The following is an 18591-nucleotide window of genomic DNA, read 5'->3' on the forward strand; positions in this document are numbered from 1 at the left end:
TGGTATGCGTGTTCTTTGCTCCTCCATGGCGTGAACCGCGCCAAAACCGGCATGCAAGGCCCGTTGGCCCTGCCAGTAAAAACCGGTTGCCCTGGCGCCATGCACGGAAGGAACTGTTATCCACAGGCCTATGGACAGGCCGCGCACACTATGCTGAAAAACGAGTTGCGGGACATACTGACGCGGCAAAAAGCCGATGACAGGGGAGACTGGCTGGAATCCCTTACCCTGCGTCAAGAAGGCGACACGCTGAATGTCGGGTTTCCCCACTTTTATTTTGCCGCGTGGTTCAGTCAGCACAAGCGCGATCTTTTTGAACAGGCGCTTTCCTGCCGTTTTGCCGACGAAAGGCTTCCTCAAATTGTATACGAGCAGCCCGCGCTGGGTCATGTACAAACATGGTCGCTGCAACATGCGGGACAGGAAGCCCCAGGCCAAAACGGCGCAAACACGGCGGATCGACCTGTCGACGCTTCAGCCCACGGCAATGAAAACGACGCCTTTACGGCCTTTATTGCCAATGCAAAAAACTCCTTTCCTCTGGCTGCCGCCAAGGAGATAGCGGAGCAGCGCGCCGGCGTGACCTACAACCCGTTTTTGCTTTGCGGGCGCAGCGGCACGGGCAAGAGCCACATTCTGCGATCCATGGCCGCAACGCTGCAGCAGAGCCAGACTGGCAACCGCGTCATCATTGCCCCGGCAGCACGTTTTTGCGCCGACAATCCGGCCTGGGTACGCCATCCGGAACTTTTCTGGCAGCAGTGGGATGTGCTGCTGCTGGACGACATACAGGACCTTGCCGGGCAGACGGCCTGGCAGCAAAAGCTTGTGGCATGCATGGACGCCTGCCCGCCATCTACCTCGCCGGGGCGCAGGTCGGGGCAGATGGTATTTGCCTGCACAGGACAGCCCCAGGCGCTCAAGGCCCTGGACGAGCGTCTGCGCTCGCGGCTTGAAAGCGGCCTCGTGGTGGAACTCATGGAACCTGACCTTGACGTGCGCATGCGCTACCTGCAGGCCACATGCAAAGAAAGAAACATGAACCTTTCACGCGACCAGTTGCTGTTCATAGCGCAACGCTGTTCGCAGTTTCGCCTGCTGCAGGGCCTGCTTATCAAGGTGGCGGCTTTTTGCTCTGTGACGGGCTGTGAACTGTCGCAGGCAGATCTTGAAAACATCGTCCGCACGGGCGTGGCCGACAAAACGCCAGGCTGCCTTGAAATTCTTGGTGAAGTGGCGCGCACCATGAACTTGCGGGCCGAGGACGTACTTGGCGGCAAACGCCGCCCTGACCTTGTGCTGGCCCGTCAGATCGCCATGTATATCTGCCGGCGCAAGCTGGGGCTTTCGTACCCTGAGCTAGGGCGGGCTTTTGGCGGAAAGGACCATAGTACTGTCATCCATGCAATTAAAAAGATTAAGAAATTTCTAGTTAGTGACAAAGCGCTCCAGCAGTTAGTGGCGGAACTGGAGCTTAAGACACAATAGCGCCCCGCAGCCGGGGTGAAACCACAGGGCAATGTCACCGGCGTTTCCTGCGAAGGCACTGAAATGTTCCAAAAAAAGTTAATAAAAAAAGCAAGTTAAACAGCTTAGAAACATAGCTACAGACGTCTATAATAGTAAGGAAAAAACATATGAAACTTACTGTAAACAAAGAGCAAATCATCGAAGGCCTGCTGAAGGCGGCTGCCATCATTCCCGCCAAGGCGGGGGCGCAGTATCTGCGCTCCATCTGGCTCAAGGCGGAGGAGGGCAGTATTTCCGTCATGTCCACCGACGCCAACATAGAGTTTACCGGTCGGTATCCCGCCGAGGTAGCCAAGCCTGGCCTTATAGGCGTGCAGGGCAGAGCCTTTGTGGATCTGGTGCGTCAGCTGCCCACGGGCGTTCTGCATCTCACGCTTGACGAGGCTTCGGGAAATCTGCTGATTGAACAGGGCCGCCGTACCTACAAACTGCCAGTGAGCGGGGCGGAGTGGTTTCAGAATTTTTCCGCTTTTCCCGCTGAGGAGGCGGTCACCTGGTCGGGCGACTTTTTGCAGGACGTGCTGGACAAGGTGGGCTTTTGCATCAGCGACGACGACGCCATGGACGCCATCGCCTGCCTGTGCATGAAGCCGCGCGGCAACGGACGCATTGACGTGTGCGGGCTTAACGGGCACCAGTTTGCCCTTGTGTCGTTTACCCACGACGAGCTGGCGGAGCGTCTGCCCGAAGCAGGCATGCTGATTCAAAAAAAATACCTGCAGGACATCAAAAAATGGCTTGGCGTAGATGAGATAGAGCTGAACATCACCGACAAGCGCCTGTACCTGCGCAGCCTGGACGGGGCCGAAACTCTCAGCCTGCCGCGCGCGGCTCACGAATACCCCGACTACAACATTTTTATGAGCAAGCTGGCCAGCGAAGACATGCACCCCATGACGCTTGCCCGCAAAGAAGCCATTGAGGCGCTTGGGCGTATCCTTATTTTTAATACCGAGAGCGACCGCTGCACCTACATGGATCTGACCGCAGGCGAGGCGCTGCTTTCCGCCCAGGGGCAGGATGTGGGCTCCGCCAACGAGAGCCTTGAAGTAACCTATAACGGTGATATAAAACGCATTGCCTTCCCCACGCGCAACCTGCTTGACGTGCTGGGACACTTTGTTTCGACAAAGATAGACATGATGCTTACCGGTTCTGAAGGCCCCTGCGGCATACGCGGCGCCGACGACACTGAGTACACGGTCATTATCATGCCCATGAAGGTTTCTGAAACGACCTATTATAGCGAGGAAGACGTTTAATGGCTCCTGAAACCGGCAACGGCGGGTACAACGCCTCTTCCATTACCATTTTGGAAGGCCTTTCGGCCGTGCGCAAGCGCCCGGCCATGTACATAGGCTCCACTGACGCGCGCGGCCTGCACCACCTGGTATACGAGGTAGTGGACAACTCCATCGACGAAGCCATGGCTGGCTTCTGTTCGCGGATAACGGTCATTTTGCACGCCGACAACAGCGTCACAGTACGTGACGACGGCCGCGGCATACCTGTCGACATTCACCCCAAGGAAGGCGTGCCCGCCGTGCAGGTGGTCATGACCAAGCTGCACGCCGGCGGCAAGTTTGATAACTCAAGCTACAAGGTTTCCGGCGGGTTGCACGGCGTTGGCGTGTCGTGCGTCAATGCCCTTTCAGAAGAGCTTACGGTTACCGTCCGCCGCAACGGCAAGCGCTACCGTCAGCATTACGCGCGCGGCGTGCCGCAGGACAAGCTGGTTGTCATCAGCGAAAGCTATGTGGAAGGTCACGGCACCACAGTGCGCTTCAAGCCCGACGAAGAAATTTTTGAGGTGCTTGAGTTTTCATATGAAACATTGAAAAAGCGCTTTGAAGAGCTGGCCTACCTCAACAAGGGCCTGACCATCGAGTGCATTGACGAGCGCATCGGCGAGACCCATGTTTTCCACGCCGATGGCGGCATACGTCAGTTTGTGGGCGACCTCAATTCGGGCGAGCAGGGCATTCACCCCATTATTTTTGGCGAAGGCGTGGTCGAAAACGTCACTGTTGACTTTGCCCTGCAGTACAACGCCGGGTACAAGGAAAACATTTTTACCTTTGCCAACAACATTCGCACCAAGGAAGGCGGCACCCACCTTGTGGGCTTTCGCACCGCGCTGACCCGCGCCATCAACGGCTACATCAAGGGCCAGCCGGACCTGGTCAAAAAGATGAAGAACACCTCGCTGTCGGGCGACGACGTACGCGAGGGTCTTACCGCCGTTATCAGCGTCAAGCTGCCTCAGCCGCAGTTTGAAGGGCAGACCAAGACCAAGCTTGGCAACAGCGAGATAGCCGGTCTGGTGGCTGGTGTTGTTTACGACCGCCTTAACGTCTATTTTGAAGAAAATCCCAAGGATATACGCCTCATTATAGACAAGGCCGTCGATGCCTCCCGTGCCCGCGACGCCGCCCGCCGCGCCAAGGAGCTTGTGCGCCGCAAGGGCGCGCTTTCTGACAACTCGTTGCCCGGCAAACTCGCCGACTGCCAGAGCAAGGACCCTATGGAGTCTGAGCTGTTCATCGTCGAAGGTGATTCGGCAGGTGGTTCGGCCAAGCAGGGGCGCAACCCCAAAAATCAGGCTATCCTGCCCCTGCGCGGCAAGATTCTGAACACGGAGCGCACCCGCTTTGACAAAATGCTGGCCAACAAGGAAGTAAAGGCCCTCATCACCGCCATGGGCGCGGGCATCGGCGAGGAAGACACCGACCTCGACAAGCTGCGCTACCACAAAATCATCATCATGACAGACGCCGACGTGGACGGAGCGCACATCCGCACCCTGCTGCTGACCTTTTTCTTCAGGCAGTATCAGGAGATGGTGGAGCGCGGCTTTGTCTACATCGCCCAGCCGCCTCTGTACCGCGTGCACAACTCGCGCATGGAAAAGTTCATCAAGGACGACCCGGCGCTCAACGAGTTTCTGCTTACCCGCGTCAGCGAGGATGTGACCGTGGTTGCCTCCAGCGGCAAGGAATATACGGGCAAAGAGCTGATCAACCTCATGGAGCACATTGAAAAGCTTGAAAACCGCGTCAACGATGCCGAAATGGCGGGCACCCCGCGTGATCTCTTTATGGCTCTTGTTACCTATGCAAAGCAGATTGACGCGCAGAGCCTCGAAAACCAGGACAACGAACTGACCGGGTGGCTCAACGGACACGGCTATATGCTGACCCTTGAGCGGGAAAAAAACGAGGACGAAGAGGAGCGCCTGTTTGCGGTATTTGAAAATACCGGTGGGCACCATACCCGCAGGGGCATGGAATTTTTTTCTTCGCGCCTGTACCGGCAGACCTGGCAGCTCTTTGACGAGCTGCGCTCGCAGTGCGGGTCGTTTGCCTTTACCCTGCGCCGCAAGGACGGCGATGTCCCCGCCGAGGACATGTTTACGCTCATGCGCATGGTGTTTGACGAAGCCCGCAAGGGCATCAACATCCAGCGTTACAAAGGTCTTGGTGAAATGAACCCCGACCAGCTGTGGGTAACGACCATGAACCCCGAAAACCGCGTGCTTCTGCAGGTTTCGGTGGAAGACGTCAACGAGGCCTCCGACGCCTTTGTTGAGCTGATGGGCGACCGCGTGGAGCCGCGCCGCGACTTTATCGAGCGCAACGCCCTGGCTGTTCAGGATCTGGATATCTAGGCTCCGGGCGTGCATAACCTGCCCGTCGGCGGGCAGATATGCGTGCGCCTGTGTATGTTTTTTACTTACCTGTGCGGGCAACTGACGGTTTGAACGTACTTTTGCCGCACAACATATAAAAAGGGGTTTCAGCGGGGCGTAGCCCCCTGAAAACCGGGGGCCTGCCCTCCGATCCCCAAAATAACAGCAGCGAGGCCCGCAGTGGCAGACATGCAGTCGCAGATAAGCATAGAAAAAGAACTCCGCAAATCGTATCTGGAGTATTCCCTTTCGGTCATCATCGGGCGCGCCATCCCTGACGCGCGCGACGGCCTTAAGCCGGTGCACAGGCGTATTCTTTTTGCGCAGTACGAGCTTGCCAACAACTATAACCGTCCGCACAAAAAATCCGCGCGTATCGTCGGTGATGTCATCGGTAAATATCACCCGCACGGCGACTCTGCCGTGTACGACGCGCTGGTGCGTATGGCGCAGGAATTTTCCATGCGCGATCCGCTGGTGGACGGGCAGGGCAACTTTGGTTCCATCGACGGCGACGCCGCAGCTGCCATGCGTTATACCGAAGTGCGCATGTCCAAGCTTGCCCAGGAGTTTTTGAACGACCTGGACAAGAATACCGTGGACTTTCGTCCCAACTACGACAATACCCTGCAGGAACCCACGGTCATGCCGAGCAAGGTTCCCAATCTGCTGCTCAACGGCAGCTCGGGCATTGCCGTGGGTATGGCCACCAACATTCCGCCCCATAACCTTGGCGAACTGTGCGACGCGCTGCAACTGCTGCTTGATAACCCGCAGTGCAGCGTCGACGAGCTTATGGAATATGTGAAGGGGCCGGACTTTCCCACCCGTGGCTTTGTGTACGCGGGCAAGGGTCTGTACGACGCCTACCACACCGGGCGCGGCACCGTTAAGGTGCGTGGCCGTCTGGATTTGGAAGAACGCAAAAAGGGCGCGCAGAGTATTGTCATTCGCGAGATCCCCTTTGGGCTTAACAAAAGCTCGCTGGTGGAAAAAATCGCGGCTCTGGTCAATGACCGCAAGATCGACGGCATCACCGACCTGCGTGACGAATCTGACCGCAAGGGCATCCGCGTGGTTATCGACCTCAAGCGCGGCACCATCCCCGACATTGTGATCAATGCCCTGTACAAGTTTACGCCGCTTGAAACGAGCTTTGGCATCAACATGCTGGCCGTGGTGGACAACCGCCCCCAGCTGCTTACCCTCAAGACGGCGCTTTCGTGCTTTGTGGATCACCGGCGCGAGGTGGTCATCCGCCGCACGCGTTTTGACCTTGAAAAGGCCGAGGCCCGGGCGCACATTCTCGAAGGTCTGCGCATCGCCATCGACAATATCGACGAGGTGGTGGCCCTTATTCGCGCTTCGGCCAACCCGGAAGAAGCCCGTAACGCCCTGATGGAGCGGTTTACGTTTTCAGAGCTGCAGGCCAAGGCCATCCTTGAAATGCGCCTGCAGCGCCTCACCGGCCTGCAGCGCGAAGAACTGATGAACGAATACAAGGACCTGCTGCAGAAGATCGAATTCTACCGCTCCATTCTTGAAAATTCAGAAGTGCTGCGCGGCGAGCTCAAGCGCGAGATCGCCGAGATACGCGACAACTTCGCCACGCCCCGGCGCACCGAAGTGCTGCGCGAAGCCCTGAGCGACATTGATATTGAAGACCTCATCCCCGACGAGGAAGTGGTCATTACCCTGTCGCGGCGCGGCTACATGAAGCGCACCGGGCTTGAAAACTATCAGCAGCAAAAACGCGGCGGCAAGGGCATTGCCGCACTGCATACCTCGGACGACGACTATGTGCAGGAGTTTTTGACCACCACCAATCACCAGTACCTCTGCCTGTTTACCAACAAGGGCCGCATGCACCAGCTCAAGGTGCACCAGGTGCCCGAGGGCAGCCGTACGGCCAAGGGCGTGCATATCAACAACCTGCTGCCGCTCGAGGAAAACGAGTGGGTGACGACGGTGCTGGCCCTGCGCGAATTTGCCGAGGACAAGTTCTTTTTGTTCATCACCAAGCGGGGCATGATCAAACGTTCGTCCGCGTCGCTGTACGCGCGTTGCCGCAAGACCGGCCTTATGGCCGTGGGCCTGCGCGAGGACGACGAGCTTGTGGTTGTGCGACCCATCCGCGACAACAGCCATGTTGTGCTGGCCACGGCCGACGGCTTTTCCATCCGCTTTGCCTGCAACGACGTGCGCCCCATGGGCCGCGTGGCTACGGGCGTCAAGGGCATTGCCCTGCGCAGGCAGGACTTTGTGGTGGCCGCCGTCATCACAAAGGACATTGACCTGACCACAGAGATAATGTCCATCTCGGCCAACGGTTACGGCAAGCGCACCAGCGTCGACCTGTACCGTCTGCAGTCGCGCGGCGGCAAGGGCATCATCAACTTCAAGGTGACGGGCAAGACCGGCCCCGTTATCGGTGCCATGCCCGTGCGCGACAACGACGGCCTCATTCTGTTGACCTCGTCCAACAAGATCGTGCGCATTGGCGTTGACGATGTGCGCAGCAAGGGTAGGGCAACCATGGGCGTTATGCTTGTGCGCCTTGACGAAGGCGCGCATGTGGTGGGCTTTGACCGTGTTGACGAGGGCGGGCAGACCGGCAGGGACGCCAATGCTGAATTGGACGGCGACGACTTCGCCGGGGTTTCTTCCACGCCCGCCGTTGTTGAGCCCGAAGTGCCCGGCAGTGATGCCGCAGACGACGACGGCGAGGAATAAAAACGACTGATGAAAATACTGCGGCGGGTTTGCGGCAAGGCTCTGCCCCTGTGTCTGTGTCTGTTTTTTGCGGGCTTTCTGTGTGCTTGCAAAGACCAGAACATCGTGGGCGACGATCTTTCCGCTGCCCGTACCGCGGTATCTTTACGCGACTGGTCACTTGCCGAAAGGCTTTTGGAGCGTTATCTGCGTGAGGCGCGGGACGCTGACCTGCGCTGGGAGGCGTGGCAGCAGCTCCTGGTGGTGCTCAACGCCGCCGGGCAGGAGCCGCGCACAACGCTTGAGTATCTGGAAACCATGCTGGCGGAATTTGCGGACAACGACGCCAGAAGCGCCGTTATCCTGCGCCGTATGGGCGAGGTTAACGAGGGCATGCGCCGTTATGGTCGTGCGGCCGACGCCTGGAACGCCTACATAGGCCTTGGCGGTCTGTCCGCCGAGCAGACGGTGGACGGCTACCGCAGGCTTGCGGCCATGCAGTTTAATCTGCGCCGTTTTGACGCGGGGGAGGATACCCTCCAGCAGTGTCTGGCCCTGCCCCTTGCCGACCATGATAAAATAATGTGCATGTACGACCTTGCCGACCAGAACATGGCGAGGGAGCGCTGGCAGGAGGTTTCCGACCTTTGCCAGCAGATACTGGACAGCGACCCTGACAAGACCCTGCGCGGTCTGGCGGGGTATTTGCTGGCTGATGCCCTTGAGCAGCTCGGCAAAGGCAAGGAAGCCCTTAAAAACTTTGAACTGGCCCGCGACGATTATCCCAATCCGTCGGTCATTGATAATCGCATTGCGCATCTGCGCAAAAAACTGAAGAAGTAAGGCCTATGATCAAGCACGAATGCGGCGTATTCGGCATTTACGACCATGAAGAAGCGGCTCGTCTGGCTTATTTCGGTTTGTACGCACAGCAGCACCGCGGGCAGGAAAGCGCCGGCATTGTCACCTTTGACAAGGACGGCGTGCACGAACACAAGGGTATGGGTCTTGTGCCGGATGTTTTTTCCGAGGCGGATCTCAAGGCGCTTACCGGCAGAACAGCCATCGGTCATGTGCGCTATTCCACCACCGGGCGCTCCTCGAGCAGCAACGCCCAGCCTTTCCTTGCCCATTTCAAGGGGCGGGACGTGGTGCTTGCCCACAACGGCAACCTGGTCAACGCGGCCCAGCTGCGCGAAGATCTGGAGAACGAAGGGGCCATTTTTTCCACCAGCAACGATACAGAGGTGTTCATGCACCTGCTGGTGCGCGCCCTCAGGCACAACGACCTGCCCGGCGCGGTCAAGGAGACCTGTGCGCGCGTGCGTGGGGCTTACTGCCTGCTGGTGATGGTCGATGGCGTCATGGTTGCTGTGCGCGACCCGCACGGTTTTCATCCGCTGGCCTTCGGGCGCATAGACGGCAGCCCCGTGTTTGCCTCCGAAACCTGCGCCTTTGACCTGCTTGAGGCCCAGTTTGAACGCTCGGTGGAGCCGGGCGAGATGCTTATTGTCAACGGCAACAGCGTGCGCAGCGACTATCTTTTGGGTCCGCTGCCCGAAAAACCGCGCCAGTGCATCTTTGAACTGGTCTATTTTGCCCGGCCCGACTCGTACATTTTTGACGAGCAGGTGTACCTGTGCCGCAAAAAAATGGGCTGGAACCTGGCTGACGAATCGGCCCCTGACGTGGACTCCGTCATGCCTTTTCCCGATTCGGGCATATACCCCGCGCTTGGCTTTGCGCAACGCTCCGGGCTGCCCTACGAGCACGCCATGATACGCAACCACTATGTGGGGCGCACGTTTATTCAGCCTTCGCAGAGCATGCGCAGCTTTGGCGTGCGGGTTAAGATCAACCCTGTGCGCGAGATGATCGAGGGCAAACGCATCTGTATTATCGACGACAGCATTGTACGCGGCACCACCATGATGACCCGCGTCAAAAAGCTGCGCGAGCTTGGCGCCAAAGAGGTGCACATCCGTATTTCCAGCCCGCCGGTCAGGTTTCCCTGCTTCTACGGCATAGACTTTTCTTCACGCGGCGAGCTTATTGCGGCCCAGCACAACCTGCAGGAAATAACCCGCAAGCTTGACGTGGATTCGCTGCATTACCTCAGCATCGGCGGGCTGCTCGGCTCGGTGAGCAAGCCGCAGAATTATTGCATGGCCTGCTTTACAGGCGACTACCCCGTGCCCTGCGACGAATGCACCGGCAAATTCAGCCTTGAATCTGCCTGCGCCAAAAGGTAGACCATTTTCTTGCGCTGCCTTTCCTGAAGGCGGACAGTCTTATATGAGGAAGCCATGAGTATCGCACGTATCAAGGGTTTTGCGGACATGTTTCCGCCTGACAGCGACCAGTTTACGCGCATCGAAAACACCGCGCGCGGCGTTTTTGGGCGCTACGGTTTTGTTGAGCTGCGCACGCCCCTGCTGGAGTTTACCGAGCTTTTTTGCCGCTCCATTGGCGAAGAAACCGATGTCGTGCAAAAGGAAATGTACACGTTTCCTGACCGCAAGGGGCGCTCGCTCACCCTGCGCCCCGAAGCCACCGCTGGCGTCATGCGGGCCTATATCGAGAGTGGGCTGAACAACCGCGAGGCTGTAAGCCGCCTGTTTACCACTGGCCCCATGTTTCGCTACGAGCGCCCGCAGAAGGGCCGCATGCGTCAGTTCCACCAGATTAACTGCGAGTGCCTTGGCAGTCACAGCCCCATGGCCGACGCTGAGCTTGTCAGCATGCTGCTGCGCTTTTTGTCTGATCTGGGTCTGACCGACCTCACGCTCAAGATCAACTCGCTCGGCTGCTCAGAGTGCCGACCCAAATACAAGGCGGCCCTGCTCGAATATCTTGCCGGTGTGGATAAAAGTCTTCTTTGCCCCGACTGCGCCCGCAGGGTTGAGACCAACCCGCTGCGCGTGCTCGACTGCAAGCAGCCTGGTTGCCGCGCCATTACAGACAACGCTCCCAAGCTGCTCGACTACAATTGCCCTGACTGCCGTGCTCACTTTGATACCGTGCTGCAGCTGCTTGACGGGCAGGGTCTGCCCTATGAGCTCGACCACAGGCTTGTACGCGGCCTTGATTATTACTGCCGCACCACGTTCGAGGTGGTGAGCGGCAGCATTGGCGCGCAGGCGGCGGTGGCTGGCGGTGGCAGGTATGACGGGCTTGTGAAGAGCCTTGGCGGCCCCGACGTGCCCGGTGTTGGCTTTGCCTGCGGTATGGAGCGCCTTGCGCTCATGATGGGCGATGGCGGCGCGGCCGCAGCCGATTTTTATCTTGTCGCCATGGACCAGCAGAGCAGAACCCAGGGTTGGCAGCTTGCCCAGAAGCTGCGCAACGCCGGGCTGAGCGGTGAAATGAATTTCAGTGAAGGCGGTTTTAAAAGCCTTATGCGTCAGGCGGGCAAGTCGGGCGCGAGGTATTGTCTGATCATCGGCCCCGATGAAGCCGCCCAGGGCGCAGTGGTCGTTAAAAACCTTGAAAGCGGCGAGCAAAGCTCCATGCCGCAGTCAGGTGTACTCCAATTCTTGCAAACGGGAACCAACAATGACTGAACAGATGCAGACGCAGGACGCGCAGCAGGACGTGCAGCGCGAACACCAGAAATTCGTCACTGAGCTTGGAGACTGGCGGCGCAGCCATTCCTGCGGCCAGCTGACCATCAAAAATGATGGTGAAGATGTTTGCCTGATGGGTTGGGTGCAGTATCGCCGCGACCACGGCGGTCTTATCTTTGTGGACCTGCGCGACCGCGATGGTCTTACCCAGGTTGTTTTCAGCCCCGACATCGCCCCGGCTGCCCACGAAAATGCCCATATTCTCCGCTCCGAGTATGTCCTCGCGGTCAAGGGCAAGGTGCGCCCGCGTCCTGACGGCATGGTCAACGCCACTATGGTTACCGGCCAGATTGAGATTGTGGCTTACGAATGGAAGCTGCTCAATACTTCCAAAACACCGCCTTTTCCCATTGAAGACCGTACCGACGCCGGTGAAAACCTGCGTCTTACGTGGCGTTATCTTGACCTGCGTCGTCCGCGCATGCAGGCCAACCTGCGCCTGCGCCACAAGGTTTCGCAGGCAGCCCGTCGTTTTCTCGACGACAACGGCTTTACGGAAGTGGAAACTCCGGTGCTCACCAAGTCCACGCCTGAAGGCGCGCGCGACTTTCTGGTGCCCAGCCGCCTGAACAATGGCGAATTTTACGCCCTGCCGCAGTCCCCTCAGCTGTTCAAGCAGCTGCTCATGGTGGCGGGCATGGACCGCTACTTCCAGATCGTGCGCTGCTTCCGCGACGAAGACCTGCGCGCCGACCGTCAGCCCGAGTTTACGCAGGTCGACCTTGAGATGAGCTTTGCTGATGAAGAGCAGGTCATGACCATTGCCGAAGGCCTCATGGCCCGCGTGTTCAAGGACGTCATGGGCAAGGATCTTTGCCTGCCGTTCCCGCGCATGCCCTGGGACGAAGCCATGGCACGCTACGGCGTGGACAAGCCCGACACCCGTTTTGGTCTTGAGCTTGTTGACCTTACCGACATTGTACGCGGTTCGGGTTTCAAGCTTTTTGCTACGGCGCAGCTGGTCAAGGGTATGAAGGTTCCCGGCGGCGAATCCATGACTCGCAAGGAAATTGACGCCTTTACCGAGTTTGTGAAGATTTACGGCGCGCAGGGTCTGGCCTGGATCAAGATCAAGGCCGATGAATGGCAGTCGCCCATAGCCAAGTTTCTCTCTGACGCGGAGCGCAAGGGCATTGCCGATGCGCTGGATCTCAAGGTCGGCGATATCGTCTTTTTCCAGGCTGGCGAGCCAGCCATGGTCAACGCCGCTCTGGGCAACCTGCGCGTGCACCTGGCCAACCACCTCAAGCTGATACCCGAAAACAGCTTCAACTTCTTGTGGGTTACGGACTTTCCGCTTTACGAATACGACGAGGAAGACAAGCGCTACGTGGCCTGCCACCATCCCTTTACCTCGCCCGCGCCCGGCCATATGGATCTGATGATATCTGACCCGGCCAAGGCCCGCGCCCGTGCCTACGACATGGTGCTCAACGGCTGCGAAGTGGGCGGCGGTTCCATCCGCATCCATTCGGGCGAAGTGCAGCGGCGCATGTTTAAGGCCCTTGGCTTTACGCCCGAGCAGGCCGACGAACAGTTTGGCTTTCTTATTCAGGCGCTTGACCTTGGCGCACCGCCGCATGGCGGTTTGGCCTTTGGTCTTGACCGTCTGGTCATGCTGCTTTCGGCTTCGCCCAGCATCCGTGACGTTATTGCCTTCCCCAAGACGCAAAAGGCTACCTGCCTCATGACCGACGCGCCCGCTGGCGTTTCGTCGCGTCAGTTGAGGGAGCTGGGTTTGCGCTTGCGCGAAGTTCCTGCAGCGGAGCAAAAAAAGGACGGCGCAGCAGCCGATAAACCATAGGGGGCGAACCCTGCATGATTCTTGATATTGTCGTCTACCCTGATCCGCGGCTCAAAGAGGTTTGCAAACCAGTTGGCGAGATAACGGACGAAATTCGCCAGCTGGCCGCAGACATGCTTGAGACCATGTATGCAGCGCCTGGCGTTGGGCTTGCCGCCCCTCAGGTGGGCCGCAACATCCGCATGCTTGTTATGGATCCTGCCATGCAGGATGAGGAAAAAAATCCACGGGTGCTTATCAATCCTGTGCTGACCCTCTCTGGCGAGAAGGTTGTCAGCGAGCAGGAGGGCTGCCTCTCGGTGCCCATGAACTACCGCGCGGATGTACCCCGTATGAGCAATGTGCACCTGCACGCCTTGGATCTGGACGGCAATGTTATCGAAGAGGATCTTGAAGAGTTCCCTGCCATTATTCTGCAGCATGAATTCGACCATCTGGACGGCATACTGTTTATCGACAAGATAAGCCGCCTGCGCCGCACCCTGTACGACAGCAAGGTGAAAAAATGGCTCAAACGCAAAAATGCCGCATAGTATTTATGGGTACGCCCGAGTTTGCCGCCGCCAGCCTGCAAAGGCTGGCGGCCTGGCCTCGTGGCGAAATTGTGGCTGTGTACACACAGCCCGACAGGCCTGCGGGGCGCGGGCACAAACTTGCGGAATCACCCGTTAAAAAGCTTGCGTTGCAGCTGGGCCTGCCAGTTATGCAGCCCGCCAGCCTCAAGAACGCAGAGGCGCAGGCCGAGCTTGCCGCCTTTAAGCCTGATCTGCTCGCTGTTGCAGCGTACGGGCTTATCTTGCCTGACGCGGTGCTTGCCATGCCGGCTCTGGACGCCGTCAATGTGCACGCTTCGCTGTTGCCGGGCCTGCGCGGCGCAGCGCCCATACAACGTGCTGTGATCGACGGCTGGCAGCCCGGCGCGCGCGCAGGTATTTCCATCATGCGCATAGCGAGCAAGCTTGATGCTGGCCCTGTGTTTGCCACTGACGGTACTGTCATAGGCGAGCATACCGCTGGTTCGCTGCACGACGCCCTTGCGGGCATCGGTGCGGAGCTGCTGGTGAAAGTTGTTGACGATATCCTTGATGGCAAGGCCTGGGCGGTAGAGCAGGACGACGCGTTGGCCACCTATGCGCCCAAAATTTCCAAGGAAGATGGTTTTATCGACTGGACGCTGCCAGCTGCCGAGGTTCATGCCCGGGTGCGCGGCGTCACCCCCTGGCCGGGGGCGCGCACGGTTTTGGAAACCGCCTGTGATGGCAAGCAGCGCCCGCCGCTTTTGCTCATTCTGGCTCCAGGGCGTATTGGCGAACCAACGGGCAGCGCCGTGCCCGGTTCGCTGCGTGTGGATGCCGACGGTTTAAGCGTCGCCTGCGCGGACAAGTGGTATGAGTTTACCGCCGTACGACCTCAAGGTAAAAAGGACATGTCGGCCCGCGACCTGCTCAACGGAATTTTGCGGGGTCTGCCCAGGGGCATCGCCGGTTTGGCCAGAGCGCCAGTACCGGGCGAGTAACCCTTGCTGACACTTTTTATGTTTTTACTGAGGCTCTTTTGAGCCTCGTTTTTTCTTGTTTTGGCTCATAGTTCATGCCTGCCTGTTGCGCTTCACTGGGGGGCGTTTAAGGGCTTTTTTGACTATGCTCGCAGTTTTTCCCTGGCTGATGCAGCCGAGGCATCATGTTTAGCAAATCGCCCTTTTCATTACCCCCCGATCAGTACGGCGGCGCGCGCAAACGCGTTTTTATCGGGCTTATGCTTGCATCTTGTCTCTTGTCGTGCGCTGTTATTGCTTTTTTTCTTATTTTGCCGTGGGTGGGGTTTTTTTCAACGCAACACTGGCTGCCATTAATTAGTATTTCTGTTGGTTTTATTGTAATTTTTGCCATTTTGTGGCTGTGTATCATTCTTGTTTTTCATATTTATACTGGCAAAACCATGCCGGGTGTGGACAGCGTTCGTCATGTTACTGTGCGCCTTTTTTTTCCACTTATGGAATTACTTGCAAAACTTGTCTGTATTGATAGAGGCAAGGTTCGTCGGAGTTTCATCAAGGTTAACAATGAACTTGTGCTGGCCAGCGCGGTCACGGTACAGCCGCATGAGCTGCTTTTGCTGTTGCCGCACTGCGTGCAACAGGCCCTTTGCCCGCAGCGTCTTGTTCACAACCCTGACAACTGCAGGCGTTGCGGTAAATGCCCCGTGGGCGGTCTGCTTGACCTGCGCGACAGGTACGGCGTACGGCTCGCCATTGCCACAGGGGGCACCATTGCCCGGCGAATAGTGGTTCAGACGCGGCCCCGTTGCATTATTGCCGTCGCCTGCGAACGCGACCTTACCTCCGGCATACAGGACAGTTACCCCGTGCCTGTCTTTGGTGTGCTCAATCAGCGTCCGCACGGCCCTTGCGTTGATACGCTTGTGCCCATGCCCGCGCTTGAAGATGCGGTTAAAATTTTTCTTGGTCTGACGCAACGCTTGCAGCAAGGCAGGGTATGTAATGGGTAAGGCGTCGACAGCAGATAGCAGATTGTTTGCCTTGCAACGCAAGGTGCGCGCCCTCCCGTTTACAGCCCGCAACGTCGCTTTGAGCGCCTTGCTTTCAGTGGATGCTGGGCAAAGCGCCCAGCAAGCGTTGTCGCTTGCTTTCGGGCAGTCTTTTGCCGAGCACGCGGAAAAGTCCGCTGCTAGTTTGCCCCCAGTGGAACGCAATTTGTGCTCGGAGCTTGTGTACGGTTATCTCCGCTCCGAAATCCGTATCGCGTTTGTGCTCGCGCATGTTTTGCCTCGCCCGCAATCGCTGCCGCGTCCGTTGCTGCACGTGCTTGGTCTTGCCGTTTACTCATTGATATTTCAGAACAGAATACCTGATCATGCGGCAGTTTTCAGCGCGGTGGAAACTGCCCGCGCTCTCTACGGCTCTGCGCTTGCCAAGGTTGCCAATGGTGCTTTGCGTTCGGTGCAGCGGCTTGCCGATGCGCCTTTGCAGCCCGATTTTTATCTGCCTGGGGGGGTAGCGGTTCAGAGCGTCGAGCACCTTGCCTTGTTTTATTCCCTGCCGCCATGGATTGTGGGGCACTGGTGCAAGCGTTACGGGCAGCAAGCGGCGGAGCAGCTGGCCCAGCGTTCTTTTGCCCGTCCCTGGAGTGCTCTTAGGGTTAATGCCTGCCATGTGCTTGGCCATGATTTGCTGTCAGACCTGCTTGCGCAGGGCGGCACGCCGGTGGGGCAGTGGGGGGCCGCTTTTGCGCCGGGCAACCTGCCAGCACAGGCCTGCGGCAAGGCTTTGAATGATCTGCTGGCATGCGGGGCGGTGTCGTTTCAGTCCGCCGGGTCGCAGCTCGTGCTTGAAAAGCTTGGTCTTTATGATTGGAAGCGCCCGGTCTGGGATGTTTGCGCCGGGTTTGGCGGCAAGACTGTTGCGCTGCTTGAGCGGGGTGTTGCGGTTGCTTTTTCTACCGACCGCAGCCTGCAACGCCTCACAGGCCTGCCAGGGCAGTGCGCACGTTTATTGTTGTCTTGCCCTGCCACGGCCCTGATAGACGCGGTTGCGCCGCCCTGTTCCGCCTGGGCCGGTCATATGCTGATTGACGCGCCCTGTTCCGGCCTGGGCGTGCTTGCTCGCAGGCCAGACATACGCCGCCGACCGCAACAGCAGGCCCTGGAGCATGAGCAGCTGCAAGGCCGCATGTTGGAGCGTCTGGTTGCCATGCTGCAACCCGGCTGTGAGCTTGCCTATATTACCTGCACGTTGCGCACGCAGGAAAATGAAAAACAGATACAGAAAGTTATGTGTGATGCGCCTGGTTTGCAGCTGGTGCGGCAATGGCAGACACCGCACGAACATCCATGGCTTGAAGGAATGTTTGGCGCGGTGCTGCGCAAACAGACATAAATAAAAAAGCGCAATGCGGTTGCTGCCGCCTGCGCTTTTTTGTGGTTTTGCATTGCCTGCACGTGCCGTTTTTTTACGGCCAGCCAGTATTGTTCCGCTGGCTATTTTGCAGGGGTTTCCGTTGTATCCTGCACAGCTGGCAGCGAAACGCCCAGCTTGCCAAGCAGCATTTCAAGGTCTTCACGGCTCGCGTAGGCAAGCGCAATGCGCCCGTTGTTTTCGTCCCCGCTGACCTGCGTTTTGCAGCCCAGGCTTTCGCACAGGTTTTGCTGCAGGGTTTTGAACTGGGGGCTTTTTTTGCGAGGTGCTTTGGTCCGGGGCTGCGTGTTTGCGTCCTGGTCTTCCCATGGCAGGGTATTGTGACCGCGCCAGAAGGCGGCGGCGTCTTCCGCTTCGCGTACGGTCAGCTTGTGGCTGATTATACGCTGCCGCAGTGCATCTGAGGCCATGGCATTGTCGATGCCCAGCAGACAGCGGGCGTGTCCGGCGCTGAGCAGGCCTGCCTGAATATCCGCCCGCGCGCTTGCGCTCAGCTGCAGCAATCGCAATGCGTTGGCAATGGCCGGGCGGCTTTTGCCAAGTCGCGTAGCCAGCTCTTCCTGCGTGAGCTCCAGAGCTTCTCGCAGACCCTGCAGGGCTTCCGCTTCTTCAATGGGGTTGAGGTCTTCGCGCTGCAGGTTTTCAATAAGAGCGGCGGCCATAACCTCTTTGTCGCTCAGCTCGCGCACAAAAACGGGAACTTCCGTCAGTCCCGCCATTTGCGCGGCGCGCCAGCGACGTTCGCCCGCAACTATCTGATAGGCATCGGTCCCGTGGGGGCGTACCAGCAACGGCTGAATGATGCCTTGCGATTTGATTGAATCTGCCAGTTCGCGCAATGCGGTATCATCAAAATGTCTGCGGGGCTGGTTGGGGTTGGGCCGTAAGGATGTGACCGGCACAAGGTTAACTGCGCTTTCTCTCTCTTGCGGTTCCTGCCTTGGTGCCGAGCCGCCAAACAGAGCGTCAAGCCCTCTGCCCAATCCCTTGCTGCTGCTCATGTTTTCTCCTTCCGCATTTGGTCGTATGTTTGATATGCTTTTGCTGCCGCGCTGTGGTTTTGCGTTGTGTGCGGCCTGGCCTTCAAGCCGGCGCACTGGCGTGTTGCAGCGTTGTTTGTCTAGTGCGCCAATATGTGTATCTGCGGCATGTCATGCCGTCACCGGGCTGTATGCGCGGTTTAACCCCATGGCTTGTTATGGCTTCTTGACATTTTCCCTTGGGGCGCGGCACGCTATGCGCTAGTATGGGCAGGGCAGGGCCGCTGTTGCGGTTTATGCGTCTTGCTGCCTTGCAA

13 protein-coding genes are annotated in these 18591 nt (G+C 58.2%); 12 read left to right on the forward strand and 1 reads right to left on the reverse strand.

Annotated elements, in window-relative coordinates:
• The first annotated feature begins 150 nt into the window (after positions 1-150).
• The 12 genes from DDIC_RS00005 (at position 151) to DDIC_RS00060 (ending at position 17255) form a co-directional block, all read left to right on the forward strand.
• Positions 151-1488 (forward strand): DnaA ATPase domain-containing protein, encoded by a 1338-nt coding sequence (locus tag DDIC_RS00005; protein WP_136398538.1) that lies wholly within the window; start codon positions 151-153, stop codon positions 1486-1488.
• A gap of 149 nt (positions 1489-1637) precedes the next feature.
• Positions 1638-2792 (forward strand): DNA polymerase III subunit beta, encoded by a 1155-nt coding sequence (gene dnaN, locus DDIC_RS00010; RefSeq protein WP_136398539.1) that lies wholly within the window; start codon positions 1638-1640, stop codon positions 2790-2792.
• Positions 2792-5197 carry a DNA topoisomerase (ATP-hydrolyzing) subunit B gene (gene gyrB / locus DDIC_RS00015; RefSeq protein ID WP_136398540.1) on the forward strand — a complete coding sequence of 802 codons (2406 nt, stop codon included), beginning with the start codon at positions 2792-2794 and terminating at the stop codon, positions 5195-5197. The genes dnaN and gyrB overlap by 1 nt, the downstream gene beginning before the upstream one ends.
• A 210-nt stretch (positions 5198-5407) precedes the next feature.
• On the forward strand, positions 5408-7951 hold the full coding sequence (gyrA, locus tag DDIC_RS00020; protein WP_247647497.1) for a DNA gyrase subunit A: 2544 nt from the start codon (positions 5408-5410) through the stop codon (positions 7949-7951).
• Positions 7952-7960: 9 nt separating this feature from the next.
• Positions 7961-8773: a tetratricopeptide repeat protein gene (locus DDIC_RS00025; protein ID WP_247647498.1), complete on the forward strand. Its 813-nt coding sequence runs from the start codon at positions 7961-7963 to the stop codon at positions 8771-8773.
• 5 nt (positions 8774-8778) lie between these two features.
• Positions 8779-10182, forward strand: coding sequence for an amidophosphoribosyltransferase (gene purF, locus DDIC_RS00030; protein WP_136398541.1), 1404 nt, complete (start codon positions 8779-8781; stop codon positions 10180-10182).
• Between the two features lie 54 nt (positions 10183-10236).
• A complete protein-coding gene (gene hisS, locus DDIC_RS00035) occupies positions 10237-11493 on the forward strand; it encodes a histidine--tRNA ligase (protein ID WP_136398542.1) in 1257 nt (418 codons plus the stop codon).
• Positions 11486-13360 carry an aspartate--tRNA ligase gene (gene aspS, locus DDIC_RS00040; protein ID WP_136398543.1) on the forward strand — a complete coding sequence of 625 codons (1875 nt, stop codon included), beginning with the start codon at positions 11486-11488 and terminating at the stop codon, positions 13358-13360. The genes hisS and aspS overlap by 8 nt, the downstream gene beginning before the upstream one ends.
• Positions 13361-13374: 14 nt before the next feature.
• On the forward strand, positions 13375-13893 hold the full coding sequence (gene def, locus DDIC_RS00045) for a peptide deformylase (RefSeq protein ID WP_136398544.1): 519 nt from the start codon (positions 13375-13377) through the stop codon (positions 13891-13893).
• Positions 13866-14876 carry a methionyl-tRNA formyltransferase gene (fmt, locus tag DDIC_RS00050; protein WP_136398545.1) on the forward strand — a complete coding sequence of 337 codons (1011 nt, stop codon included), beginning with the start codon at positions 13866-13868 and terminating at the stop codon, positions 14874-14876. Before def ends, fmt begins: the two co-directional genes overlap by 28 nt.
• A gap of 476 nt (positions 14877-15352) precedes the next feature.
• Positions 15353-15868, forward strand: coding sequence for a DUF116 domain-containing protein (locus DDIC_RS13895; protein WP_247647610.1), 516 nt, complete (start codon positions 15353-15355; stop codon positions 15866-15868).
• Positions 15861-17255 (forward strand): transcription antitermination factor NusB, encoded by a 1395-nt coding sequence (locus tag DDIC_RS00060; protein ID WP_136398547.1) that lies wholly within the window; start codon positions 15861-15863, stop codon positions 17253-17255. Before DDIC_RS13895 ends, DDIC_RS00060 begins: the two co-directional genes overlap by 8 nt.
• A gap of 101 nt (positions 17256-17356) precedes the next feature.
• Here DDIC_RS00060 and DDIC_RS00065 read toward each other — a convergent pair whose 3' ends face one another.
• Positions 17357-18295 (reverse strand): ParB/RepB/Spo0J family partition protein, encoded by a 939-nt coding sequence (locus tag DDIC_RS00065; protein ID WP_136398548.1) that lies wholly within the window; start codon positions 18293-18295, stop codon positions 17357-17359.
• Between the last annotated feature and the right edge of the window lie 296 nt (positions 18296-18591).

The organism is Desulfovibrio desulfuricans, assembly GCF_004801255.1.
Classification (GTDB): Bacteria; Desulfobacterota; Desulfovibrionia; order Desulfovibrionales; family Desulfovibrionaceae; genus Desulfovibrio; species Desulfovibrio desulfuricans_C.